We start from the raw sequence: 23,292 nt of genomic DNA on the forward strand, positions 1-23,292 counted from the left end.
CCAAAGATGGCTGGCAGGGGGAGGTCAGGCGAGGCGGGCGAGCGGGCGTACTCGGGCCCGCCGGGCGACCGGGATGCCCACGGTCACCTCGGAGCCACCGTGCCGCAGCCGGACGTGGGCCACCGAGCGCAGTCCGCGCGCCCGTGGCGAGATCTGCAGGGTCAGGCACTTGGCGTTGCCCTGCAACAGGTTCCAGTCCCCGGGGGCCAGCGGCTCCTGGCTCGGGCCGAGCAGCTGGACCTCCATGCCGGGGCGGTCCAGGTCGGTGCCGTAGAGGCGGAACCGGTATTCGCCGAGGGCTTCCACGCCGTAGACGGTGATCGGGCGGGGACCGGAGACCATCTGGAACTGGTGCAGCACGGCGACCTGGGCGCCGTTGGGCACGTCGGCGCGGACGAGGGCGTGGCTGCCGATGACGACGTCGTCGCCCACCGAGACCGGCCCGAGGACGCGGGCGAAGCCGCCCACCTGCACCCGGTCGCCGAGGCGGGGGTGGCGGCGTCCGCCGGGGTTGTCGGCGATGCCCAGCGCGCCGAGCACGACGCCCTGCAGGATGTAGCAGTCCGCGCCGATGGCGACGTCCTCGCCGATGACGGTGCCGATGCCGTGGTCGATGACGAACCGCGGCCCGATCGTGGCCGATGGGTGGATCTCCACCCCGGTGCGCACCTTGGCCACCTCGGCGATGGCGCGGGCGGTGATCAGCAGCTGCCACGGGTCGCCGGGGGCGGTGCGCACCGCGTGCGCGACGCGGTGGGCGAGCACCGCCTGGAAGCAGGAGTAGGCGGCCAGGACGTATTCCCATGAGCCGTGGCTGGCCGGGTCGCGGTGGGCGAGGGCGATGAGGTCGCCGACGGCGGACCCGCTCGCCGCGGCCACGACCGCGTCGGAGTCCACCCCCAGCCCGGTCAGACGGGACGCCCAAGGCGCGAGTAGCTCGGCCGCGGCGGTCGCGACGGCGGGGTGCGCGTCCTGGTCTTCCCGGTCGGCATCGAACTGGGCGAGCGACATCAATTCCCCCAAGGCGGCTCACTGCTGTCGATGAGCTTATCCTTCACGTACGTCGCCACGGGCTCGAACGGCAGGATTGAAACGAGTCCCAAGAGTGGGGGAAACGGCCCGCGATCACCATGTGTAGCGTGTCGTGGCGCGCTCGACGTCGATGTCAGGGGCCACGTGGAGTTATTCGAGTTCGCGGCGATAAGTGAGCGTGAGTCCGCTTTTCTGACCGGCACAACCGGTCGCGGTCGGACTCTGGTTTTTATCACGGGCCGGCGTGACGGATTCAGAAAAGTGCCGGTCTCACCCATTCAGTCCAATGGGTGGCGGTTCTTGATTGACCAGTCAATTACGGAAATCCGGTGCCCGCTGCGCGCAGGGTGTTCCAGGGCTCACGCTTCGCCGTCGAAGACGGTCACCGCGACCGACGCCGCCGGGTCGGGCTTGGCCTGCACCCGGATGTCCGCCTTGCGCTCGGGCACCGCGAAGGCGACCGAGAACCGCACGCTCTGGCCCGGCGCGATCTCCTCGGCGCCCACCAGCCCGCTGTAGCCCTGCGTGGAGTCGACCACCTGCCTGGTCTCGCGTGCCTCGACGCTGGCCCTCAGCGCCAGCAGCGTCGGCTGGTACGGGCCGGTGCCGTCGTTGCGGACGGTCATCTCGAAGCCCACCGCGCGCGCCGCGGCGGGGGTGGCCGACGTGGTGGGCACGAAGGAGGTGGGCGGCGAGACCGCGATCGACAGGCCGCCGCCGAGCGCCGTCAGCTCCCCGCCGGGGGCGATGGTGCCCGGCCGGGCGGCGCGCTCGGGGGCGGAGGTGAGCGGCTGGCTGGTGGGAGTGCTGGACTCGGCCGCGCCGCACCCGGCGAGCACGGCCAGGAGGACGCAGGCGGCGGCACGCCCGACGGTCTTCACGTCTCCAACCACTTCCTCGCCTGGGGGGACACAGCGGTACTCGTCCACGATGTCCGCTGGCGGTTCGCCATGCCCATGCCAAAGCCGGGATGAGTCGCACCTGGGGCCAGGCTGTGGCCGAGCCGTGACCGGAGCGGCACCAAGAGTGACCGGGGTCTCAGGCCGCCATGGCGAAGAAGAGGACGACCACACCCACCGTCGCCAGCCACAGCGCGATCAGCCAGCCGAAGTCCCGCCACGGCGAGATGGCCTGGTTCTCCTCGCCGGGCACGTACACGCCGCGCTCCTCGAACCGGTCGACCCACCGGAGGAGCACCGCGATCGGCCTTGGCCTGCGCATGGCGTGATCGTCCCACGCCCGGTGGCCAGAGGTGTGGCGGATATCGCCCAGCGGGACCGCGGTCCGCAGGCAAGCGTTGTCACCCGATTGGTACTCCCTGAGGATGATCCGGTATCCGCCCGTGGATCGACGCCCGCGTACGGCGGGGTGGCGAGACTGGGGCGCATCACCGATGAGGGGACCGAACAGTGGGGATCAGGAAGCTGGCGGCGCTCGGCGCCGCCGTGGTGCTCGGGCTGACCGGGACGGCGGGCGCGGCCGTCGCCGCTCCCGAGGGGGCCGGGGCCATTGACCGGGCCGTGGTGCAGGCCGCGCTGGACCGGATGGCCGCCGACGGCGCGCAGGGCGTGCAGGTGCGCGTCGTCGACGGCGGCAGGACCCTGCTGCTGCGCAGCGGGACGGCGCGGCTGGGGAGCGCGCGGCCGGTGCCGCTCGACGGCCGCTTCCGGGTGGGCAGCGTGACCAAGACCTTCACCGCGACCGTCGTGCTCCAGCTCGTCGCCGAGGGCAGGGTGGCGCTGGACGAGCCGGTGGCGTCGTACCTGCCCGGCCTGCTGCCGGACGGCGACCGCGTCACCGTGCGCATGCTGCTGCAGCACACCAGCGGCCTGTACGACTACACCAGCGCGATCGGACTGGACCCGGAGAACTTCCCGAAGATCCGCTTCCGCGAGTTCGCCCCGCGCGAGCTGGTCGCGGTGGCCACCGCCCGCCCGCTGGAGTTCGAGCCGGGCGCCCGGCACTCCTACTCGAACACCAACTACGTCGTCGCGGGCCTGCTGATCGAGAAGGTCACCGGCCAGTCCTACGACCGCGCGGTGGAGCGCCGGGTGCTGCGCCCGCTGGGGATGCGCGAGACCCGGATGGGCGGGCGCACCCCGCACGGCCCGCACGCCCACGGGTACATGTCCATCGGCGACCGCCCGGTCGACGTCACCGCGATGAACTCCTCGATGGCCTGGGCCGCGGGCGCGATGATCTCCACGACAGCGGACCTCGACCGCTTCTACGCGGCCCTGCTCTCCGGCCGGGTCCTGGCCCCCGCCCAGCTCGCCGAGATGACGACGACGGTCGAGGGATACGGCCTCGGCCTGCACGAGACCCCCCTGCCCTGCGGCGGTTCCGTCTGGGGCCACAACGGCGGCATCCCCGGCTACGCCACGTTCGTCATGAGCACCGAGGACGCCACCACCCGCGTGGAGATGTCGGTCACCACGGCGCCGGACAACGAAGCGGGTCTGGACGGCCTGAACGACGCCCTGATCGAGGTCTTCTGCCCGTAACCCAACAAACGACGGCCCGCCGCGAGCCCGCGGCGGGCCGTCGTCGGGTCAGTCTGTCGTGAACGGCGTGTGGCCCGGCTCCAGCCGGGTCAGCCTGTCGTCCAGGGATCGGCTCCACACCGCCGCGGGCACGGCCGACGTCACCGACGCGCGGACGCAGTGGGTGAAGCGGTAGCGCAGTATGCTCCCGGTTGTGACCGCGGATGAGTTCGTGCCGGTCGGCTTCGACCCGCCGACCTCACTCGTCACCGACCGGTTCCGCCTCGAACCGCTGGGGCCGCGGCACAATGCGGCCGATCATGCCGCCTGGATGTCGAGCATCGAGCACATACGCTCCACTCCCGGCTATCCGGACGGCGACTGGCCACCACGCGACGGCATGACGCTCGAGGAGAACCTCACCGACCTTCGCCGCCACGCCGACGACTTCACGCGGGGCGCCGGTTTCACCTTCACCGTCCTCGACCCGGGCGAGGACGACGTCATCGGTTGCGTCTACCTGTACCCCTCGGCCTCCGAGGAGTGGGACGTCACGGTGCAGTCCTGGGTGCGGGCCGACAGATCGGGCCTCGACCTGCCACTCGCCGACGCCGTCGCACACTGGCTCGCCACGGCCTGGCCCTGGAAGCGTGTGGACCGCTGCGGTCGCTGACCCCGTGACGGCACCGCTCAAGCCGCGAGTCGCGCGATTCCGAACGTCCACCTCTGCCGCACGGCGGACCTGGGACAGACCAACCCGAGTTCTCACACCGACCAGACCTGGCCATGTAACCGCTGGTCGGCGCTGTCGTGGGGCCGGAGAGACTCGAACTCTCACTGGCACGGACCTAAACCGTGTGCCTCTGCCAATTGGGCTACGGCCCCCCGCGTGGTAGCCCGGTCAGCCTACTGGTGGCCCATGCGGAAGGCGGAAGGGCCGGTGATCTACCGTGGGGCAGCACCCCCGCCCGGCGAGGAGGACACGTGGCCCGCGACCCCGAGACCATCCAGCGCGAGATCGAGCAGGCGCGCGACGCGCTGGCGGTCACGCTCGACCACCTGGGCGAGAAGGCCAGCCCCAAGCGGATGGTCGACAGCGCCAAGGCCAGCGCGCGGTCCACCCTCGACGACCCGAAGGTGCGCTACGCCCTGATCGGGGTCGGCGTGGTGGTCGGGCTGCTGATCGTGCGCGGCCTGTTCCGCTGACCCCTGTTCCGCTGGCCTTGTCCCGCCGGCCCTGTTCGGCTGGTCTCAGCCCGCGGGCTCGGCGACCGGGGTCTCCTTCGCCGCTCGCGGCGCCGGGGTGACCGCCTTGTCCGCTTCGGCGGGCTCGGCCTCCTCGGCGGGGCTCCCGGAGTTGTCGGCGGATTCGTCTGCGGAATCGCCTGCGGGGTCGCTGGCAAGGTCGTCGGCGGGCTTGGCCAGGCGGGCGGACAGGTAGGCCTCGGTGAAGCCGAAGGCGTCCCCGTCGAGGGTGTGCACGACCGTGCGGACGTTGTCGCCGGGCACCAGCTCCTCGACGAGCTGGTCGGCCCGGTCGCGGGCGGCGATCAGGCCGGGCGCGGTGGCGGTGAGCGTCTTGCCCGCCGCGGTGACCTCGACCGCCCAGTCGTCGCCGTCGGGTGTGTAGTTGGCCAGGATCGGCTCGAACATGACTCGCGCCCCTCAGGTCGTCGGCGTTCCACCAGTGTGGACTGCCGCTCATCCGTCCTATGACGCACTAAACCCAATCGGCTGTGTTCTCGCGCGCCGAATGTGCATGTTGTGAGCCCGGAATCGGTAATGTATCTCACCCGGGCGGGTGAGTCGGACCGATCAGGCCACTCAGGCCGTCCCAAAGCGAGGTCAGCAGGTATCCGGCCGCCTCGTCCGCGCTGACCGAATCGTCCTGGTTGACGTACCACAGGGACAGTCGCTCGCAGGCGCCCACGACGATCTGCGCCGCCGCCTCCAGCAGCACCGGCGGCGCGTCGGGCACGAAAGCGCGGAACAGCGCGATGTCGATCTCGACCTGCTCCTGGCGCCCGGCCTCGATCTCCTCGGCGGCGGCCGGGCCCGCGGCGGCCGCCGCCCCGCGCAGCATCAGCGACCAGGCCCTGCGGTGGGAGTCGGTGAAGCGGAAGAACGCGGTGACACCCCGGCGCAGCGCCTCCTCGGCGGTCCGCGCCCCGACGACGGCCTCGGTGGTGGCCCGCGCCAGCTCCGTGCGCGCGGCGCGGATGCAGGCGACGAGCAGGCCCTCCTTCGAGCCGAAGTACTCGTAGATCATCGGCTTGGAGACGCCGCAGCGCTCGGCGATGTCGTCGACGGAGGTGGCCAGGTACCCGCGCTCGGCGAAGATCTCCTCGGCGACCGCCATCATCTGCCGCTCGCGCTCAGCGCGCGGCATCCGCTTGCGTCGCTCCGTCGTGGTCACGAGATTGACTCTACCCGAAGTAACCTACTCCCAGTAGGATGGACCGCGAGTAACAGTCACGAGCATGGAGGACCGGGCATGGGCAAGCTCATCCACACCGGTGTGGTGGTCATCGGGACCGGGTTCTCCGGCATGGGGATGGCCATCCAGCTGCGCCGCGAGGGCCGCGACGACTTCGTCGTGCTGGAGAAGGCCGCCGACTTCGGCGGGACCTGGCGCGACAACACCTACCCGGGCTGCGCTTGCGACATCCAGTCCCACATGTACTCCTTCTCCTTCGAGCCCAAGGCCGACTGGTCGCGCTCCTTCGCGCCGCAGCCGGAGATCTGGGCCTACATGCGCGCGGTCGCCGAGAAGTGGGGCCTGCGCCGCCACACCCGCTTCGACTGCGAGGTCGCGGGCGCGCGCTGGGACGCCGACGAGGCCCGCTGGCACATCGCCACCACGACCGGCGACACCTACGTCGCCCAGTACCTGGTCGCGGGCATCGGCGCGCTGCACCTGCCCGCCGTCCCCGCGCTGCCGGGGATCGAGAACTTCCAGGGCAGGACCTTCCACTCCGCGCGGTGGGACCACGACTACGACCTGAGCGGCAAGCGGGTGGCCGTCATCGGCACCGGCGCGAGCGCGGTCCAGTTCGTGCCCCGGATCGCGCCCGAGGTCGAGCGGCTGACGCTGTTCCAGCGCACCGCGCCGTGGGTGATGCCCAAGCCCGACCACGCCATGCCCGCGTGGTCGCAGAAGGCGTTCGCCGCGCTCCCCGGCGCGCAGAAGGCGTACCGCGGGTTCCTGTACTGGCTCAACGAGGTGCGCGCGGTCGGCTTCAACGGAAGTCTCGGCGTGCTCAAAGCCGCGTCGCGCCTGGCGGCGTGGAACATCCGGCGCTCGGTCAAGGACCCGGAGATGGTCGCCAAGCTGACCCCGGACTACGTCATGGGCTGCAAGCGGGTGCTGATCTCCAACGACTACTACCCGACCTTCAACCGCCCCAACGTCGACCTCGACACCTCCGGCGTCGCCGAGGTGCGCGCGAACAGCGTCGTGGGCGGGGACGGCCGCGAGCACGAGGTCGACGCGATCATCTACGGCACCGGCTTCCACGTCACCGATGCCTTCGACCACCTCGACATCACCGGCCGCGACGGGGTGGACCTGGCCAAGACGTGGCGGGAGAAGGGGATCAACACCTACCAGGGGATCACCGTCGCGGGCTTCCCCAACCTGTTCTTCCTGCTCGGCCCGAACACCGGCCTCGGCCACAACTCGGTGGTCTTCATGATCGAGTCCCAGATCCGCCACATCGCCGACGCGCTGCGGCTGGTGGACCGGCACGGCGGGCAGTCCATCGAGGTCCGCCAGGGCGCCCAGGACCGGTTCAACGCCGAGATCCAGCGCAGGCTGGCCGACGGCGTGTGGACGCGGGGCGGCTGCACGAGCTGGTACCTGGACTCCCAGGGCGTCAACCGCACCATCTGGCCGGGCTTCACCTGGCGCTACTGGCTGCAGACCCGCGCCGTCGACCCGGCGGCGTACGAGGTCGTCGCCCGCCGCCGCGAGCTGGTGGCCAAGTAGGGGTCAGGGCGCGGGTTCCGGGGCGGCGAGCGGGCGCAGCTTGGAGATCAGCTCCACGGTCTCCAGCCTGCACAGCTCGGCGAGGCGCTCCAGGGCGTCGCTGTCCAGGAGCACGATCGGCGGCTCCGGTCCGACGTGGCCCGCCAGCCGCCCGGCTGCCCAGCGGCGCAGCGGCGTCAGCTCGACCCGCGCGTCGCCGACCACCCGCCGCAGGTCGACGTGGACCCGGCCGCTCGGGGTGCCCGCGAAGACGCGGTCGTGCACCCGCGACATGACCACGTGCGGCAGCTCCTCCAGCGCCATGCACAGCTCCACGAACCGCACGACGGAGCACTGCCGGGTGCCGAGTTCGTAGGTGGCGAGGGTCTGCAGGGAGATCTCGGTCTGCAGCCGGTCGTTGAGCTCCTTGCGCGTCCACCCGCGCCGTTTGCGCACCTTGCGCAACTCGTCGCCGAGCACCCGCTGGTAGACGGCCGCCTCGATGCGCACGTCAGCTCCCTTCCCCGCAAGCCCGGTCGACGCCGGACATGAACGGAAGTGCCGAACCGGCCCTTTCTGACGCGGATTCCGCCGATTCCCGCGCAAGTTAGGCCGAACGGGTGGTCGCCATTCCCATGTACACCTGATCTCGGTGTGGCAACGCGGTGGCGGCGGCGTCCTGGCCGGGGCTCACGAATCGACATCATCCACCGTCTTCACCCAACACCGGCCATCCCGGCCGCCGATGGCCGCGATCGCTTGGCGAGCCGGGACCCGCGGCCTAGCGTTGGGCCATGGAGCTGGAACTGCGCCATTTCCGGATCATCTGCGCCGTCGCCGAGGCGGGCAGCATCACCAAGGCGGCCTCGACGCTCGGGCTGGCCCAGCCCGCCCTCACCGCCCAGCTCCACCGCATCGAGCGCGCCCTGGGCGGACCGCTGTTCGAGCGCGACCGCCGCGGCGCCCGGCCGACCCCGCTGGGCGAGCTGGTGCTCGCCCGCGCCAAGCTGCTGCTGCCCGCGGTCTCCGGCCTGCGCGAGGAGGCCGCCCGCTTCGCCAACACCGCGGCCCAGCCCGGCGACACCCCGGCCCGGCTGCGCCTGGGCTCGGCCACCGGCCCCGTCCTCGGCGGGCTCGTGCACCACCTCAACGCCGTGCACCCCGACCTCGACGTCACCACCCACGTGTCCTGGTCGTCGGAGGAGCTGGCCGGGATGCTCGCCGACGGCCGCGTCGACTACGCCCTCGTCGGCGTCTGCGGCGACGCCCCGCCACCGGCCCAGCCCGGCCTGAACTGGCGCACCCTGGCCACCGACCCGGTGTTCGTGCTGCTGTCCACCGACCACGCCCAGGCGTCGCAGCCCGAGGTCGAGCTGTCCGCGCTCGCGGGCGAGCAGTGGGGCGCCACCCCCGGCGACGGCTGCTTCGCCGAGTGCTTCGCCATGGCCTGCGCCCGCTCGGGCTTCACCCCCCGCACGCTGTACGAGACCGACGTGGTGACCTGCATCGACATGGTGGAGGCGGGCGACGCGGTGGTCCTGTGCCAGCCGATGTTCCGCGAGATGCCCGGCGTCGTGGCCGTGCCGATCGCGGGCAACCCGCTGCGCTGGCGCAACCTCATCGGCTGGCACCCCGACAGCGCCACCGCCCCGTTCGCCGACCAGCTGGTCAAACTGGCGGGCGCGGCGTACCTCGACGTGATCACCCGCAGGCCCCGCTACGCCCGCTTCCTGGAGCGGTTCCCGATGTTCGGGGTGGAGCAGCCGGGCAAGGCGCGCTCGGTGCTATGACCAAGTGTTATTACCTGTGACCGATTTCTCTGGTTACCGTTCGTCCACTGCCTACCCGGGTGGCAGCCATCGTCGTAATCTCGCCCCTGCGTTCAGAGGAGACGGCATGGCTAGGACTACTCCTGCCTTGCTCGCGGCCGTATTAGCGGCCGCAGGAACATTCGTGGCACTCGCCCCCACGGTGTCCGCGGCCCCCACCGACACCGCCCAGATGCACAGCGCCCTCCAGCGCGACCTGGGCCTGACCCCCGACCAGGCCACGGCCCGGCTCGCGGACGAGGCCAGCGCCTCCCGCGCGGACCGCGCCATCCGCAAGGGCCTCGGCAGCCGCTTCGGCGGCAGCTGGTACGACGCGGCCAAGGGCGCGCTCGTCGTCGCGGCCACCGACCCGGCCTCGGCGCGCACCGCGCGGGCCAACGGCGCCGAGGTCCGCATGGTCGCCCGCAGCGAGTCGACCCTCGACGCGCTCAAGGGCAGGCTCGACGCGAACAAGGCCACGAGCCCGCGCTCGGTCGTCGGCTGGTACGTCGACATCCAGACCAACTCCGTCACCGTCCTGGCCCGCCAGGACGGCCTCGCCGCCGCGCACCGCTTCGTCGCGGCCAGCGGCGTGCCCGCCCGCGCGGTCCGCGTCGAGGCGTCCACCGAGTCCCCGCGCCCGCTGATCGACGTGGTGGGCGGCAACGCGTACTACATCGGCAGCGGATCGCGCTGCTCGGTCGGCTTCTCGGTCAACGGCGGGTTCGTCACCGCGGGCCACTGCGGCCGCACGGGCGCCTCGACCACCCAGCCCAGCGGCACCTTCGCCGGGTCCAGCTTCCCCGGCAACGACTACGCGGTGGTCAACGTCGCCTCCGGCAACACCCTGATCGGCGCGGTGAACAACTACTCCGGCGGACGCGTGGCGGTCGCCGGTTCCCAGGACGCGCCGGTCGGCTCGTCGATCTGCCGCTCCGGCTCGACCACGGGCTGGCGCTGCGGCACCATCCAGGCCCGCAACTCCTCGGTCACCTACCCCGAGGGCACCATCACCGGCCTCATCCGCACCTCGGCCTGCGCCGAGCCGGGCGACTCCGGCGGCTCGGCGATCTCGGGCAGCCAGGCCCAGGGCGTCACCTCGGGCGGGTCGGGCAACTGCCGCACCGGCGGGACGACCTACTTCCAGCCGGTCAACGAGATCCTGCAGGTCTACGGGCGCACGCTGATCACCAGCGGCGGCGGCCCCAACCCGCCGCCGCCGGGCGACTGCTCCGGCGCCACCACCACCTACACCGGGTCGCTCTCCAGCGGCGGCCAGCAGGTGCAGCCGAACGGCAGCTACTACACCTCGCAGGTCTCCGGCACCCACAAGGGCTGCCTGACCGGCCCGTCCGGCAGCGACTTCGACCTGTACCTGCAGAAGTGGAACGGCTCGGCGTGGGCGTCGGTGGCCAGCGGCACCACGCCGTCGGCCAGTGAGACCGTCTCCTACAACGGCACCGCGGGCTACTACCGCTGGTCCGTGCTCGCCTACAGCGGCTCCGGCAGCTACACCCTGAAGGCAGGCAGGCCGTAGCACTCGCGCTTAGGCCCTGTCCAACCGACGCGCCCCACCCCGTCCCAGGGTGGGGCGCGTCGCCAGTTCACGGTGGCCAGTTCACGACGGCCAGTTCACGACGGCTCGCGACGGCTGGTTCACGACGGTCGGTTCCGCGACGGTCAGGTCGCGACGCGGATGCGGTCGCGGCCGTGCCGCTTCGCCTCGTACAGCGCCGCGTCCGCCGACCGCAGCAGCGTGTCCAGGTCGGTGCGCGGCCCCGCGCCCCCGGCGATCCCGATGGACGTGGTGCGCCCGAAGATGGTCACCCGCCGCCCGCGCTTGTCGGTGGCGGAGACCCGCATCTCGGCGATCCCGCGCCGCACCCGCTCGGCGACGGCCAGCGCGGCGACCGCGTCGGTGTCGGGCAGCAGCAGGACGAACTCCTCGCCGCCGAAGCGCCCGACCACGTCGCCGTGGCGGGTCGTCTCGCGCAGCACCGCGCCGACCGCGCGCAGGACCGCGTCCCCCGCCGGGTGGCCCCAGGTGTCGTTGACCTGCTTGAAGTGGTCCAGGTCGATCACCGCCACGGCCAGCGCGCCCGCCGAGCGCCTGGCCCTGGCCACCTCGCGGCCCGCCTCCTCGTGCCAGCCGCGGCTGTTGAGCAGCTGGGTCTTGTAATCGGTGCGGGCGTCGCCCCGCGCGGTCTCGATCTGCAGCGCGCCCCAGTCCAGGGCGGCCAGCAGCGGGACGAGGAACAGCGGCGCCATCCAGGCGTGGGCGATGGCCAGGGCGGCGACCACCGCGAGGCAGACCATCAGCGCGCCGCCCAGGTTGTCCCGGCGGGTGCCCGCGATCGCCTCCCAGGTGGGCCGCTCGCTCGACAGGGCGATCACCCCGGCGACCGCGGCGGCGTTGACCAGGAAGTAGGCCGCGCCCGCGCCCGCCAGGACCAGCGTGTCCCGGACCCCGAAGGACGCGTCGACCGTCACCCCGGCCAGGCGGACGACCGCCATCGACGCCAGCGCGGCCAGCAGGATGCCCGCCGTGCCGAAGGTGTAGCGGTAGAGCGGGCGGCGGGCCACCGGGTACAGCTGCGCGCGCAGCAGGATCAGCGCGGCCACCGCCATCCAGGCGGGCAGCAGCACCATGCCGGGCAGAATCCACACCACGCTGGTGTCCATGTGCGGGCCGGATGCCTGGTCGCGGCGGGCCTCCTCGGTGCGCCGCGAGAGCCAGCGGTGCGCGGCGCCCGCGGCGACCAGGACGAGGAAGCGCCGCCAGTCCAGTGCCCCCGGCGCCGCCGCGGTGGCCATGGCGGCGACGGCGGTGGCCACCGTGACCGCCTCGAACGCCACCACGTAGCCGCGGGCCGGGCGGGGCAGGTCGGCCAGGCGCGGGCGCCCAGCCAGCCGCCGCGGCACCGGCTGGGGCACACTGGCCGTGGCCCCGGCGTCCGGTGTGGACCCCGCGGGAGGTGTGTCCGATGAGCCGGGACCGGTGACCTCGACCCCTGTCCCGTCGTTGTTCCCGGTGCGGTCCGATTTCGTGCAGGCCGGTTCGGTGCCGTCCGGATTGGCGCCGTCCGGTTCGGACATCTCCGGTGAGGGAGGAGACCCCGATGAGTCGCGATTGGTGATGCTTCCGTGGCCCGTCGTCGCCACCTCCTCACGCTGTCGCAGAGCTGGACGCGGGAGCCACGACCGGGTTCCACCGACACCGTCGCCCCGCGCCCGCCGCGCGTGTCGACCCCCGTGCCCACGGTAGTCCTTTCGGCACGGCCACCTGCCGCTGAACGGACCAGGTGGGCCGGTCAGCTGATGCTGGTGCACGTGATCGTTCGCGGGCAACGTGACCGAACTCACCTGAGCGCGGGTGTCTGCCACTCCCGCAGCGACGGCGGCTGGCGGCGCTCCAGGCCGTAGGGCTCGAGCACCCCGCCCAGCACCTCGGCGAACGCCCGCTCCACCGAGGCCAGGTCCCACTCGTCGCGCTCCAGCACGGGCGCCTTGAAGGACGGGCTGCCCAGCAGGTGCAGCCGCGTCCCCGTGCAGCGCACCACCTGCCCGGTGATCCCCGCCGCGCGGTCCGACAGCAGGAACCGCACCACCGGCGCGATCCGGTCCGGGGTCTCCGTCGGCCCGGACAGCTCGGCCCTGCGCGGGGACTCCCACACCATCCGGGTGTACGCCTTGGGGCACAGCGCGTTGACCCGGATGCCCGCGTCCTCCAGGTCCAGTGCCCACGACCAGGTCAGCGAGGCCACCGCGCCCTTGCTGGCGGCGTACACGCCGAGCCCGCGCTGGCCGAGCAGGGCCCCGGAGGACACGTTGACGATCGAGCCCGAGCCCGCCTCCCGCATCCGCGCGATCGCGGCCAGCCCGACGTTGACCACCCCGAGCACGTTGACCTCGACCAGCTCGCGCGCCCTGGCCGGGTCGTCCTCCCACGGCATGGCCGAGTAGTTGAGCCCGGCGTTGTTGACCAGCCCGTGCAGCGCGCCGAACTCCGTCACCGCGGTGTCGACGATCCGCTCGGCGTCCAGCGGGTCGGCGACCGAGGCGACGCACGGCACCGCCGCCCCACCCGCCGCCCTGATCCGCTCGCACACCTCACCGACCACGTCGGCGTCGACGTCGTTGACCACGACCCCGGCCCCCGACGCGGCGAGGTACGTGGCGAAGGCCGCCCCCAGCCCCCGCCCGGCCCCGGTGACCACGACCGCCTTGCCGTCCATGCCGCTGTCCCCGGTGTGGCCCACAGTGCTGTTCATCTCGTGTCTCTCCCGACAGCCGGCCCCGATCAACACCGCGACCCCACGGCGTACAGCGGCTCACTGCCGCACCGGCTGGTGTCGAGTGTCCAGTCCGGAGGTGGAACACGGGCCGGGCAGACGCCGAGCGGCAGGTTCCGGCGGTAAAGCGCCAGAAACTCACCAAATCGGTTCAGTCGGGCTGAACAGGCGCGCCGAACACCTTGGCTGTCGCCGGCACCGCTTAACACCCTGTTATGTCAGCTGTCGCTGAAAGTAATCAGGGCATCTCATGCACTGCTCGCCGGTAACGTTCCAAGCACCGCAGCAAGGCATCGCGCAAGTCGCGGTACCAGCGTTCCGCGAAGACCAAGCCCACCAGTCCCGTGCCACCCGACCCAGGGTGAGCAGAGCAGCGAACGGGCGCGGTCATGGGCGGGCGAAGGCGGCCAGGAGGGCCTTCACGTGGGCTTCCTCCGGTACCCGCAGCTCGGCGAAGATCGACAGCGCCGCTCCCCAGTCCGCGACCGCGCCCGAGATGTCGCCCGACACCTGCCGCACCAGTGCCCGCACGTGCCGGGCGCGGCCGCGGGCCAGGCGTTGGCCTGCCCGCTCGGTCACCGCCAGGCTCTGCTCGGCGAAGTCCGCCGCGGTGGCGGTCTCGCCCGCGTCGAGGAAGGCGTGGGCCAGTTCGGTGAGGGCCCTGCCTTCCAGCAGCCGCATCCCGGTGTCGCGCATCAGCGCCAGCGCCGCCGTCCCGTGCCGGACGGCGGACTCCAGGTCCCCGGTCCGGCGGGCCAGGGCGCACAGGCCGGTCAGGACCGACGCCTCGCCGTAGCCGAAGTGGATCTCGCGGGCCAGGTCCAGCGCCGCCTGGTAGTGCTTGGCCGCCGCCGACCACTCGCCGGTGCGCTGCTGGATGGTGGCCAGCACGTCCAGCGCGCTCACCTCGTGGCGGCGCTCGCCCAGCTGCCGCGCCAGGTCCAGGGCCGTGCGGACCCCGGCGGCGCTCTCGGTGAACTCCCCGGCGTCCAGGCCGGTCTCGGCCAGGCACACCAGCATCGCCACCTCGCCGTGGCGGTAGCCGTAGCGCCTGCACACCGCCAGGGCGCGCTGGTAGCACTCCGCCGCCATCCGCAGGTCCCCGAGCGCCCAGTACGCCAGCCCGAGCCCCTGCGCCGCGGCTCCCTGGACCTGCCGGTGGTCGATCCGCGTCGAGAGCTCCAGTGCCTCGGTGTGCCGCTGGATCGCCGCCTCGGGCTTGCCCAGCGACAGCGCGACCGCCCCGGTGTAGTGCAGGGCCGCCGCCTCGCCCCTGCGGTTGCCGATCGCGCGGTTGATCACCAGGGCTTCCTCGTAGAACGCCTCGGCCTGGGCGGGCTGGCCGAGCTGGGAGTACGCCCGGCCCAGGTTGTGCAGGGCGGCGGCCTCGACCACCCGGTTGCCCGTGCCCCGGCTCAGCTCCAGCGCCCACCGGTGGTGCTCCACCGCCGCCGCGTAGTCGCTGAGGTTGCAGTGCACCAGGCCCAGCAGGTCGTGCACCGACGCCTCGGCGTCGACGTCACCGGCGGCGCGGGCCGCGGTCAGTGCGGCGGTCGCGGCGATCACCCCGTCGGCGCCGCCGCCGCGGTTGACGAAGTAGCCCCGCAGGGCCTCGGCGAGGCGCCACGAGTGCGACGGCAGGCCGATCTCGGGTGCGGCGATGGTGGAGGCCACCAGGTTGGCGCGCTCGTCGTCCAGCCACGCCAGTGCCGAGCGCTCCGCACCGGGGCTGGTCACCGCGGGCGCCCCGATCTGCCACAGCACCGCGCTGTGCGCGCGGATCGACTCGATGTAGTGGTCGAACAGCCTGGCCAGCGCGGCCCTGCGCTCGGCGGGGCGGTCCTCGCTCCCGGCCCGGCTGCGGGCGTACTCCCGCAGCAGGTCGTGGAAGGCGTGGCGGCCGGGCGCGGACTCGCGGATCAGGTTGCCCTGCACCAGCACGCTCAGCAGCCGGGTGGTCGCCGCCGGGGCCAGGCCCGCCAGCGCGGTGGCCGCCGCCAGGTCGACGTCGGCGCCGGGCACCAGCCCGAGCAGCCGGAACAGCCGCCGCGCCGCGGGCGCGAGCTTGTCGTAGGACAGGTCGAAGGCCGCCCGCACGGCCGCGGACTCGTCGCCGTCGACGGCCAGCCCGCTGAGCCGACCACGTGCGCGCAGCTCCCGGGTGTGGTCGGCCACGCTGTCGCCGGGGCGCACCGCCAGGTTCGCCCCGGCGATGCGCAGCGCCAGCGGCAGGTGCCCGCAGGTGTCGGCCAGCTCGGCGGCCGCGCGCGCCTCCCGCCGGGCCCGGCCCTCGCCCAGCAGCCCGCCGAGCAGGTCCACCGACTCGGCGGGGGCGAGCACGTCCAGCGGCACCGAGTGCGCGCCGTCGCGGGCGGTGAGGCCGGTGAGCCGGTCGCGGCTGGTGATGAGGACCAGGCAGCCCGGGGCGCCGGGCAGCAGCGGGCGCACCTGCTCGGCGGTGGCGGCGTTGTCCAGCAGCACCAGCACCCGCCGCCCGGCCAGCATCGTCCGGTACAGCCCGATGGCCTCGTCGCCGTCGACCGGCACCCGCTCCGGCGGCACGCCGAGGGCGTGCAGGAACCGCACCAGCACCTCGTGGGTCGACGGCGGCGTCCGCGAGGCGTACCCGCGCAGGTCGACGCTGAGCTGCCCGTCGGGGAACCGGTCGCGCACCTGGTGGGCCCAGTGCACGGCCAGCGCCGTCTTGCCCACGCCCGCGCTGCCCGAGACCACCGCCACCACCGCGCCCGCCTGCCGCTCCGGCGTGGGCAGCAGCGCGGTGAGCCCCGCCAGCGCCGCGCGGCGGCCGACGAACCCCGGCGGGTCCGGCGGCAGCTGCGCGGGGGCGCGCCGCGGGTCGGGGCCTGGGTCCGGCGCGCGCAGCACCCGCAGGTGCGCCGCGCGGATCTCGGTGCCCGGCTCCACCCCCAGCTCGTCGCCGAGGCGGGCCCGGATCTCGGCGAACACCCGCAGCGCGGCGGCCTGCTCGCCGGTGCCCGCCAGGGCCAGGATCAGCCGGGCGTGCAGGCCCTCGTGCAGCGGCTCCTCCTGGGTCAGCGGCCGAACCCGCTCCACGGCCACCGCCGGTCTGCCCAGGGCCAGTGCCAGGTCGGCGTGCGCCAGCGCGGCCTGACGGCGGCGCACCGCCAGCCCGATCGTGGCGGGGTGGCTGCGCAGCCTGCTGCCCAGGTCGGCCAGGGCGGGGCCGCGCCAGCAGGCCAGCGCGCGGTCGTAGAGGTCGAGGGCGGCGGCCGGGTCGGTGCGCGCGCGGGCCTCGGCGCGGGTCAGCAGGTCCTCGAACACCAGCGCGTCGACCTGCTCGGGCCGCACGTCCAGGGTGTACCCGCCGGGCACCGACGTGATCAGCGTCCGATTGCGCCTGCTGACCGCGCCCAGCGCCCGCCGCAGGCGGGAGACGTAGGTGTGCACCAGGCCGACGCAGGTGTCGGGCGGCCGGTCGCCCCACAGGACGTCGACGATCTCCTCCCGGCGCACGGGCTGGTTGGCGCGCAGCGCCAGGAGTGCCAGGAGGGACCGCTGTTTGTGCGCGCCCACCTCGACCGCGCGCCCCCCGTGTGCCACGCTGAGAGCGCCGAGGACGCCCAGCCCCAGCCGGGCGGTCTGCGGCGGCGCGGTCTCGCCCGCGCGCCGGGTGAGGTCCTCGGGGGCGACGCCGACAGCGGCGGCGAGCTTGCGCACCGAGTCCGACCGCGGGTGCTCGACCGACCCGCGTTCGATGTAGCGCAGGGCGCGGACGCTGACGCCGGACAGCTCGGCCAGCTGCCGCTGGGTGAGCCTGGCCCGCAGCCGGTGGGCGCGCAGCACCTCGCCGAAAGCGGCGGCACCCTGCCCGCCCATCCGCACCACCCCTCTCGGGTGAACTTGCCGCCAGCCTGCCGGGAAAGTTGCCGGTACGATCATCCTAGGGCAACTCGCCGCGACATTGTCGCAGGTCGCGGCCATTCTATTGGGCCAGCGTGAAGATCGCCCGCAGTACAGGACTCTTGCCAACGGTAGGCCGTAGCCTGGTTCGGCGGGCGGCGTCCTGGGGGTGCGCCGCCCGCGCTGATCGGTAGCCTGCCGGGGTGGGGGGAACCACGAACGCGGCCAAGGCGCCGGTCCGGCTGCGGCTGGGCTGGCTGTTGTTGATCATCGTCGCCGCCTGCGGGTACGCGGTGGTGGCCTCCCGCGCGCCCCGCCCGCCGGACGCGGTCCCCGCGAGCCCGGTCACCGCCGCGGTCGACGCGCTGCTCGACCCGCGCCCGCACACCGATCCGGCCGCGCTGCTGCCCGCCGACTTCGCCGAGGTCACCGGGGCCCTGCACGCCCTGGCCGGCGCGCCGGACGGCACGGTCCGCGTGGTGCACGTCGGCGGCGGCTGCTCGGCTCCCTGGGGCGACACCGCGACCCGTTGGGACTTCTCCGTCGGCTGCCAGGCCCACGACCTCGGCTACGACCTGCTCCGCTACGCCGCGGCCACCGGCGCCCCGCTCGACGCCGAGCGCCGCCGCGCCCTCGACGCGCGCCTGTCCGCCGACATGCACGCCCAGTGCGTGCTCAACCCGCGCGACTCCGCCGGGCTGTGCCGGATCGTGGCCTCGCTGTTCACCGTCGGCCTGGTCGTCAACTCCTGGCACCAGAGCTGGGGACCGCCCGCCGCGGAGCCGGTCGGGGTGTGGGCGGTGGTCCTGGTGATGGTGGTGGTGCTGCTGGCCGTGCGGCTGCCGGTGTTCCGGCGCTCGCCGCGCCCGCTGCCGGGCCCGCCGCCCGCGCCCGACCCCGGCCACGCCGACCGCGCGGCGTACGTCGGGCTGGCCGGGGTGGTGGCGCTGGGCGCGGTCGTGCTGGCCGAGACGGTGCTGGCCTTCGCCCCGCTGACGGCCGTGCCCGCCGCCGCCCTGTGGCCGCTGACCTGGGTGCTGCAGCTGGTGCCGCTGTTCTTCTTCGCCTGCGGCCACGCGAGCCTGCTGGCCTGGCGGACCGCGCGGGCGGGCGGCCACGGCTACGGCGGGTACCTGGCGGGGCGGCTGTGCTGGCTGCTGCGGCCGGTGCTGGCCCTGGTCACCGCGTGGCTGGCGGTGCCCCTGTCGCTGGAGCTGTTCGCCGCGCCCGCCGAGGTCGCCACCGCGTTCCGGCGGCTGGTGGTGCAGCCGCTGTGGCTGCTGGGGCTGTCCCTGGTGGTCGTCTCGCTCGTGCCACTGCTCAGCGCCGCGCACCGCCTCTTGGGGAACTGGGCCTGCGTCGTCTGGCTGGCCGTCCTGCTCGGGCTGGAGTGGGCCGGGCCGAGCACGGTCGCCGACTACGCCGCGGGCATCGCCCTGGCGCTGCTGTTCGCCCAGCTCGCGCACTCCTACGCCGAGGGCTCGCTGTGGCGGGTGCGGCGGTTCTGGCTGGTCGTCACGGGTGTGCTCGCCGCGGGCGTCCTCGCGGTGGCGACCGCGGTCGGCTGGGTGCTGCCCATGCTGATCGCCGAGCCCGCGGGCCCGCCGAGCTTCGTGCCATCGGCGCTCGGGGTGCTGCTGGTCGGGATCGGGCAGGTCGCGCTGGTGGCGCTGGTGCGCGGGCCGGGCGTGCGGGCGGTCGCCGCGAGCGCCGCGGTCCGGGTGGTGCGGATCGTGCGCACCGCGCCGATGACGGTCTACCTGGCGTACCTGTGCGCGGTGCTGCTCATCGCGGGCCTGCTCACCACGCTGACCGCGGGCGCGGTCCCGGGGTTCGCCGCGCAGTGGCTCGCCCAGCCGTCGACGCTGCTCGCCCTCGGGCTCGTCGCCGTGCCCGGCCTGGTCGGGTTCCTGCTGTTCGAGTGGCGCACCGCCCCGGAGGTGGGCGCGGCCGATCGGCTCTCCCGGTGGGACGGCGTGGCGGCCGCCCTGGGCGTCGCCTACGCCGCGCTGGGCGTGCTCGGGTTCGCCGCGGGCCCCCAGGCGTCGGTGGCCGGGCTCCCGCTCGACCCGATGGCGGGCATCATCCACCTGCTGCTCGGGTGGTACCTGCTGCACTCGGTCCGGGTGGGCACCAGCTCGCTGCCGGGGCCGTGGCTGCTGGCCGCGCTGGCCTGCGGGCCCGCGGTGCTGGCCGAGCCGAGCGTCGCGGGGCTGGTGGTGCACGGGGCGACGGTCGCGCTGGCGATCATCGCCGCGGTCGCCTGCCGGGGGCGCCGACATGTGCGGGCAGCTGACCGGGGACGACTCCTCATGTGCCACGCTAGCGAGCAACCCGGGAGCGGGTGACGGCGTCCTCTACGGGAGGGACTCGTCAGGGGAGGGAGTAGGGCGTGGAGTACCGGCCGCCGAGGTCAGGCAGTCGCGACGGCGCGCGTCGCCCGGCCCCGCCGGATGAGCGGCGTCCGCGCAGGCTCTCCGAGCTGCGCACCGAGCGCCTGGCCCCCCGTCCCGCGCCCCGGCCCGTGGAACGTCCCGCGCGCCGCCCCGCCCCGCCCCCACCGCCGCGGCCAGGCGTCGTCGCGAGCAAGGTGTTCGCGGGCCTGCTCTCGCTGCTGGTGCTGGCCGCGACCGGCTACTACTGGCAGGTCGCCGACGACTTCTCCGACGGGCTGACCACCACCAACGTCATCGCCGGGCCCACGGAGCGCCCCGAGGACGGGGCCATCGACATCCTCATGGTCGGCATGGACAGCCGCACCGACGCGCAGGGGAACCCGCTCTCGGACGAGCAGCTGCGGATGCTCAGCGCGGGCGAGGCCGACGGCGAGCAGAACACCGACACGCTCATCCTGATCCGCATTCCCAACGACGGCGGGCAGGCATTCGGCGTGTCCATCCCCCGGGACTCCTATGTGGACATCCCGGACCACGGCAAGCACAAGATCAACTCAGCCTACGCGCGGGCGAAGATCCAGTCCCGCAAGGACCAGCAGGCCGAGGGCGTCTCCGACGAGCGCACCCTGGAGCAGACGGGCAACCGCGAGGGCGCCGTGAGCCTGATCGCCACGGTGGAGAAGCTGACCGGCGCCTCGATCGACCACTACGCCGAGGTGAACCTGCTCGGCTTCTTCGACATCACCAACGCCGTCGGCGGCATCGACGTCTGCCTCAAGAAGGCCGTCCGCGACCGCTTCTCCGGCGCGAACTTCCCCGCGGGCCAGCAGAACCTCAAAGGTGTGGCCGCGCTGGCCTTCGTCCGCCAGCGCCACAACCTGCCCAACGGCGACCTCGACCGCATCGTCCGCCAGCAGGTCTTCATGACCGGCATGGCGCGCAAGGTGTTCTCCCAGGACATGATCGTGCCCGGCTCGGCGAAGCTGACCGCGCTGCAGGAGGCCATCAAGAAGTCGGTGGTGCTCGACGAGAACTGGGACATCATCCAGTTCGCCCAGCAGATGGTGGGCTTCACCGGCGGGAAGCTGGAGTTCCTGACCATCCCCACCGGCCGCATCGACCTGCCGACCCCCTACGACGGCTCGGCCGTCGAGGTCAGCCCGGCCGCCGTCCGGACCTTTGTGGACAGCCTGCTGCGCGGCGGCCCGGCCGCGGCCCCGCCGGAGGACGCCGCCGCGGCCAAGCCGACGGTGACGGTGCTCAACGCCACCGGCCGCACCGGCCTGGCGGGCGAGGTCAGCACCGAGCTGCAGGCCGCGGGCTACGAGACCGGCGAACCCGACAACTCCGCGATCCGCGACAAGACCGTCGTGCGGCACGCCACCGGCGAGGAGGCGGGCGCGGTGGGCGTGGTGGGCGCCCTCGGCGGCGACTACGCCGTCGAGCCGGACGCGAACCTCTCCGCGGGCCAGGTCAAGGTCTTCCTCGGCCGCGACTACCAGGAGGCGGGCCAGGGCCTCGCCGCCGACCCGCTGCTGACCCTCAACGGCGCCAAGCAGGGCCCGGTCTGCGTGAACTGAGGAACGCGGGCCACTCCCCGTCCGGAGTGGCCCGCGTCGTGGGGACGGATCAGAACTGGAGCGCCCAGCTGTCGATCCGGCCCACGTCATTGCTCGCGACGTCGGTCACGCGCAGCTTCCAGGCGCCCGCGGCGGTCTCGCTCGAGGCGTTGACGGTGTAGGTGGCGATGACGTTGTCGGCGGAGTCCGAGCTGGAGGAGTTCTTCAGCCGGTACGGCGACCCGTCCGGCGCGACCAGGTCGATCTGCACGTCGCCCCGGTAGGTGTGCAGGATGCTGACCGACACCGACAGGTCCGAGGGCGCGTTGCCGCTGACGCCGGAGACCGTGATCGAGCTCTCGACCGTGGCCAGGTCCTGGATCGCCACGTCGGTGCCGTTCTCGAAGCGCGGGTCGGGGTCGCCGCCGCCGGTCCCGGCCAGCGTCCAGATGCTGTGCGCGATGGCGTCGGTGTTGCGGTCCAGCGCGGTGGCGTTGACGTTGCTGGTCCGGTCGCACGAGCGGTGGTAGCAGGCGTCGTAGGCCACGCCCGCCGTTCCGCCCCACTTCTGGGCCTGGGCGCTGGTCTTGATGCCCTCCGCGCCGGTGAAGGTGCCGCCGACGGGGATGCCCGCGCGTGCGAAGGCGGCGTGGTCGGAGCGGCCGCCGACGGAGGTCAGCTCGGTCTGCACGTTGATGCCGCTGAAGTAGCCCTGGAGCACCTGCTGCAGCTGCAGCGACCCGGCGGGCTGGCCGGAGGCGCTGTAGACGAAGTACCCGGGGTTGGGCGAGCCGGTCATGTCGAAGTTGAGGTACGCGCTGATCTTCGACTTCTCCGTGGTGGGCAGGCTGTTGACGTAGTTCGTCGAGCCGACCAGGCCCAGCTCCTCAGCACCCCACCAGCCGAACCGCAGGTGCTTGCCGGGGGAGAAGTTCGTCGACGCCACCGCGAGCGCGACCTCGAGCAGCCCGGCCGAGCCGGTGCCGTTGTCGTTGATCCCCGGCCCCACGGACACGCTGTCGAGGTGCGCCCCCGCCATCACGATGGAGTTGGGATCGCCGCCGGGCCAGTCGGCGATGAGGTTGTAGCCGGTCGCGCCGTTGTAGGTGAACGACTTCACCGACGTCGTGTACCCGGCCGCGTCGAGCTTGCCCTTGACGTAGTTGACCGACGCCAGGTAGCCGGGGCGCCCGTGCGCGCGGTTCCCACCGTTGTTGGTCGCGATGGTCTGGAACTGGTTGAGGTGCGCTTGCACGTTGGCGACGGGGATGTTGGGCGCGGCCACGGTCTGCGTGGCCGTCGCCAGCGGGGCGACCAGGAGCGCGCCGGTCAGCGCCACTCCGACCGCGATGGGCAGGATCGGATAACGGGACATGGTTGCTGCCTCCAGCAGGGTATGGGGAGAACCGTGCTGGATGGTCGCGCAACGCGCGTTCACTCAGTAGGGGCCGGGCGAGGGGTGAAATTGCCAGTTGCGCATCAGTGAATACGGCAATTGCCCCACGCGCGGCGTCCGGGGGGTCAGCAGTAGACCGAAACGAGCTGCCCCGAGTCCAGTCGGTACAGGTCATAGGCCAGGCCCCACGGCGGCTGGACCGTCCGCACGAACTCCGCCCCCGCGGGCGCGCGCTCCGGACAACGCGGCCCCGCCGCCTGCGCCGCCGTCGGCACGGCCAGCATCAGGGCCACCGCCACGGACACCCCGGCCACGAACTTCCTCGCTGACATCGCGTCGCTCCTCCCAGTGGATGATCACTGATGTCGAGTGTGGTCGGCGGCACCCGAGATGTCCGGCGCGAATCAGGGACTTGAAACCGATGTCTTCCCGGCGTCGTGGTCGATGTCGCTCGCGCGGGCTGTGAGCGAGCGGAGG

At 73.2% G+C, this 23,292-nt stretch carries 20 protein-coding genes and 1 tRNA gene; 8 read left to right on the forward strand and 13 right to left on the reverse strand.

The features are described 5' to 3' along the window. Positions 1-24 precede the first annotated feature (24 nt). The 3 genes from ACTG9Q_RS19305 to ACTG9Q_RS19315 form a co-directional block, all read right to left on the reverse strand. Positions 25-1,011 carry a serine O-acetyltransferase gene (locus ACTG9Q_RS19305; protein WP_455574209.1) on the reverse strand — a complete coding sequence of 329 codons (987 nt, stop codon included), beginning with the start codon at positions 1,009-1,011 and terminating at the stop codon, positions 25-27. 380 nt (positions 1,012-1,391) lie between these two features. Next, entirely contained in the window at positions 1,392-1,913 is a 522-nt protein-coding gene (locus ACTG9Q_RS19310) for a hypothetical protein (RefSeq protein WP_455574210.1), read from the reverse strand. A gap of 157 nt (positions 1,914-2,070) precedes the next feature. Next, positions 2,071-2,253 (reverse strand): hypothetical protein, encoded by a 183-nt coding sequence (locus ACTG9Q_RS19315; protein WP_455574211.1) that lies wholly within the window; start codon positions 2,251-2,253, stop codon positions 2,071-2,073. Positions 2,254-2,441: 188 nt separating this feature from the next. On the opposite strand from ACTG9Q_RS19315, the gene ACTG9Q_RS19320 reads away from it, so the two are divergent. After that, on the forward strand, positions 2,442-3,536 hold the full coding sequence (locus ACTG9Q_RS19320) for a serine hydrolase domain-containing protein (RefSeq protein ID WP_455574212.1): 1,095 nt from the start codon (positions 2,442-2,444) through the stop codon (positions 3,534-3,536). Positions 3,537-3,584: 48 nt separating this feature from the next. Here ACTG9Q_RS19320 and ACTG9Q_RS19325 read toward each other — a convergent pair whose 3' ends face one another. Then, positions 3,585-3,785 carry a YxiG-like protein gene (locus ACTG9Q_RS19325; RefSeq protein WP_455574213.1) on the reverse strand — a complete coding sequence of 67 codons (201 nt, stop codon included), beginning with the start codon at positions 3,783-3,785 and terminating at the stop codon, positions 3,585-3,587. Between ACTG9Q_RS19325 and ACTG9Q_RS19330 the strand changes: the two genes are divergently transcribed. Beyond that, positions 3,730-4,188 (forward strand): GNAT family N-acetyltransferase, encoded by a 459-nt coding sequence (locus tag ACTG9Q_RS19330; RefSeq protein ID WP_455574214.1) that lies wholly within the window; start codon positions 3,730-3,732, stop codon positions 4,186-4,188. The genes ACTG9Q_RS19325 and ACTG9Q_RS19330 overlap by 56 nt on opposite strands. Positions 4,189-4,326: 138 nt before the next feature. On the opposite strand, the gene ACTG9Q_RS19335 is transcribed toward ACTG9Q_RS19330, so the two are convergent. After that, positions 4,327-4,400: transfer RNA gene (locus tag ACTG9Q_RS19335), tRNA-Leu, on the reverse strand. Between the two features lie 99 nt (positions 4,401-4,499). On the opposite strand from ACTG9Q_RS19335, the gene ACTG9Q_RS19340 reads away from it, so the two are divergent. Continuing rightward, positions 4,500-4,721, forward strand: a complete 222-nt coding sequence (locus ACTG9Q_RS19340) for a DUF3618 domain-containing protein (protein WP_455574215.1) — start codon at positions 4,500-4,502, stop codon at positions 4,719-4,721. Between the two features lie 45 nt (positions 4,722-4,766). Here the strand turns inward: ACTG9Q_RS19340 and ACTG9Q_RS19345 are convergent, their stop codons facing one another. Next, positions 4,767-5,168, reverse strand: a complete 402-nt coding sequence (locus tag ACTG9Q_RS19345) for a hypothetical protein (protein ID WP_455574216.1) — start codon at positions 5,166-5,168, stop codon at positions 4,767-4,769. A 136-nt stretch (positions 5,169-5,304) separates the two neighbouring features. Further along, a complete protein-coding gene (locus ACTG9Q_RS19350) occupies positions 5,305-5,931 on the reverse strand; it encodes a TetR/AcrR family transcriptional regulator (protein WP_455574217.1) in 627 nt (208 codons plus the stop codon). A gap of 78 nt (positions 5,932-6,009) precedes the next feature. Here ACTG9Q_RS19350 and ACTG9Q_RS19355 point away from each other — a divergent pair, with 78 nt between their 5' ends. Then, positions 6,010-7,503, forward strand: a complete 1,494-nt coding sequence (locus ACTG9Q_RS19355; RefSeq protein WP_455574218.1) for a flavin-containing monooxygenase — start codon at positions 6,010-6,012, stop codon at positions 7,501-7,503. Between the two features lie 3 nt (positions 7,504-7,506). Here ACTG9Q_RS19355 and ACTG9Q_RS19360 read toward each other — a convergent pair whose 3' ends face one another. Further along, positions 7,507-7,992 (reverse strand): helix-turn-helix transcriptional regulator, encoded by a 486-nt coding sequence (locus tag ACTG9Q_RS19360; protein ID WP_455574219.1) that lies wholly within the window; start codon positions 7,990-7,992, stop codon positions 7,507-7,509. A gap of 284 nt (positions 7,993-8,276) precedes the next feature. Between ACTG9Q_RS19360 and ACTG9Q_RS19365 the strand changes: the two genes are divergently transcribed. After that, complete coding sequence (locus ACTG9Q_RS19365) at positions 8,277-9,272, forward strand: LysR substrate-binding domain-containing protein (protein ID WP_455574220.1); 996 nt, start codon at positions 8,277-8,279, stop codon at positions 9,270-9,272. Between the two features lie 163 nt (positions 9,273-9,435). Next, the gene (locus ACTG9Q_RS19370; protein ID WP_455574221.1) at positions 9,436-10,827 is read left to right on the forward strand and encodes a S1 family peptidase; all 1,392 of its coding nucleotides are present in this window, start codon (positions 9,436-9,438) and stop codon (positions 10,825-10,827) included. A 143-nt stretch (positions 10,828-10,970) separates the two neighbouring features. Here the strand turns inward: ACTG9Q_RS19370 and ACTG9Q_RS19375 are convergent, their stop codons facing one another. The 3 genes from ACTG9Q_RS19375 to ACTG9Q_RS19385 form a co-directional block, all read right to left on the reverse strand. Beyond that, a complete protein-coding gene (locus ACTG9Q_RS19375; protein ID WP_455574222.1) occupies positions 10,971-12,386 on the reverse strand; it encodes a diguanylate cyclase in 1,416 nt (471 codons plus the stop codon). A 263-nt stretch (positions 12,387-12,649) separates the two neighbouring features. Beyond that, a complete protein-coding gene (locus ACTG9Q_RS19380; protein WP_455574223.1) occupies positions 12,650-13,561 on the reverse strand; it encodes an SDR family NAD(P)-dependent oxidoreductase in 912 nt (303 codons plus the stop codon). Between the two features lie 408 nt (positions 13,562-13,969). Next, positions 13,970-17,440, reverse strand: coding sequence for a tetratricopeptide repeat protein (locus ACTG9Q_RS19385; protein WP_455574224.1), 3,471 nt, complete (start codon positions 17,438-17,440; stop codon positions 13,970-13,972). Between the two features lie 227 nt (positions 17,441-17,667). Between ACTG9Q_RS19385 and ACTG9Q_RS19390 the strand changes: the two genes are divergently transcribed. Together ACTG9Q_RS19390 and ACTG9Q_RS19395 are read left to right on the forward strand one after the other, a co-directional pair. Then, entirely contained in the window at positions 17,668-19,812 is a 2,145-nt protein-coding gene (locus ACTG9Q_RS19390) for a phospholipase (RefSeq protein ID WP_455574225.1), read from the forward strand. 44 nt (positions 19,813-19,856) lie between these two features. Beyond that, the gene (locus tag ACTG9Q_RS19395; RefSeq protein ID WP_455574226.1) at positions 19,857-21,440 is read left to right on the forward strand and encodes an LCP family protein; all 1,584 of its coding nucleotides are present in this window, start codon (positions 19,857-19,859) and stop codon (positions 21,438-21,440) included. Positions 21,441-21,489: 49 nt separating this feature from the next. Here the strand turns inward: ACTG9Q_RS19395 and ACTG9Q_RS19400 are convergent, their stop codons facing one another. Then, on the reverse strand, positions 21,490-22,794 hold the full coding sequence (locus tag ACTG9Q_RS19400; protein ID WP_455574227.1) for a M28 family peptidase: 1,305 nt from the start codon (positions 22,792-22,794) through the stop codon (positions 21,490-21,492). Positions 22,795-22,940: 146 nt separating this feature from the next. Beyond that, positions 22,941-23,147, reverse strand: coding sequence for a hypothetical protein (locus ACTG9Q_RS19405; RefSeq protein WP_455574228.1), 207 nt, complete (start codon positions 23,145-23,147; stop codon positions 22,941-22,943). Positions 23,148-23,292: the final 145 nt, after the last annotated feature.

It is taken from the genome of Actinokineospora lacus (assembly GCF_053813445.1).

Coding starts and splice junctions, on each gene's coding strand:
- ACTG9Q_RS19305 (WP_455574209.1), bottom strand. CDS start 1,011: ATGTCGCTCGCCCAGTTCGATGCCGACCGGGAAGACCAGGACGCGCAC.
- ACTG9Q_RS19315 (WP_455574211.1), bottom strand. CDS start 2,253: ATGCGCAGGCCAAGGCCGATCGCGGTGCTCCTCCGGTGGGTCGACCGG.
- ACTG9Q_RS19345 (WP_455574216.1), bottom strand. CDS start 5,168: ATGTTCGAGCCGATCCTGGCCAACTACACACCCGACGGCGACGACTGG.
- ACTG9Q_RS19355 (WP_455574218.1), top strand. CDS start 6,010: ATGGGCAAGCTCATCCACACCGGTGTGGTGGTCATCGGGACCGGGTTC.
- ACTG9Q_RS19365 (WP_455574220.1), top strand. CDS start 8,277: ATGGAGCTGGAACTGCGCCATTTCCGGATCATCTGCGCCGTCGCCGAG.
- ACTG9Q_RS19375 (WP_455574222.1), bottom strand. CDS start 12,386: ATGTCCGAACCGGACGGCGCCAATCCGGACGGCACCGAACCGGCCTGC.
- ACTG9Q_RS19380 (WP_455574223.1), bottom strand. CDS start 13,561: ATGAACAGCACTGTGGGCCACACCGGGGACAGCGGCATGGACGGCAAG.
- ACTG9Q_RS19385 (WP_455574224.1), bottom strand. CDS start 17,440: ATGGGCGGGCAGGGTGCCGCCGCTTTCGGCGAGGTGCTGCGCGCCCAC.
- ACTG9Q_RS19400 (WP_455574227.1), bottom strand. CDS start 22,794: ATGTCCCGTTATCCGATCCTGCCCATCGCGGTCGGAGTGGCGCTGACC.
- ACTG9Q_RS19405 (WP_455574228.1), bottom strand. CDS start 23,147: ATGTCAGCGAGGAAGTTCGTGGCCGGGGTGTCCGTGGCGGTGGCCCTG.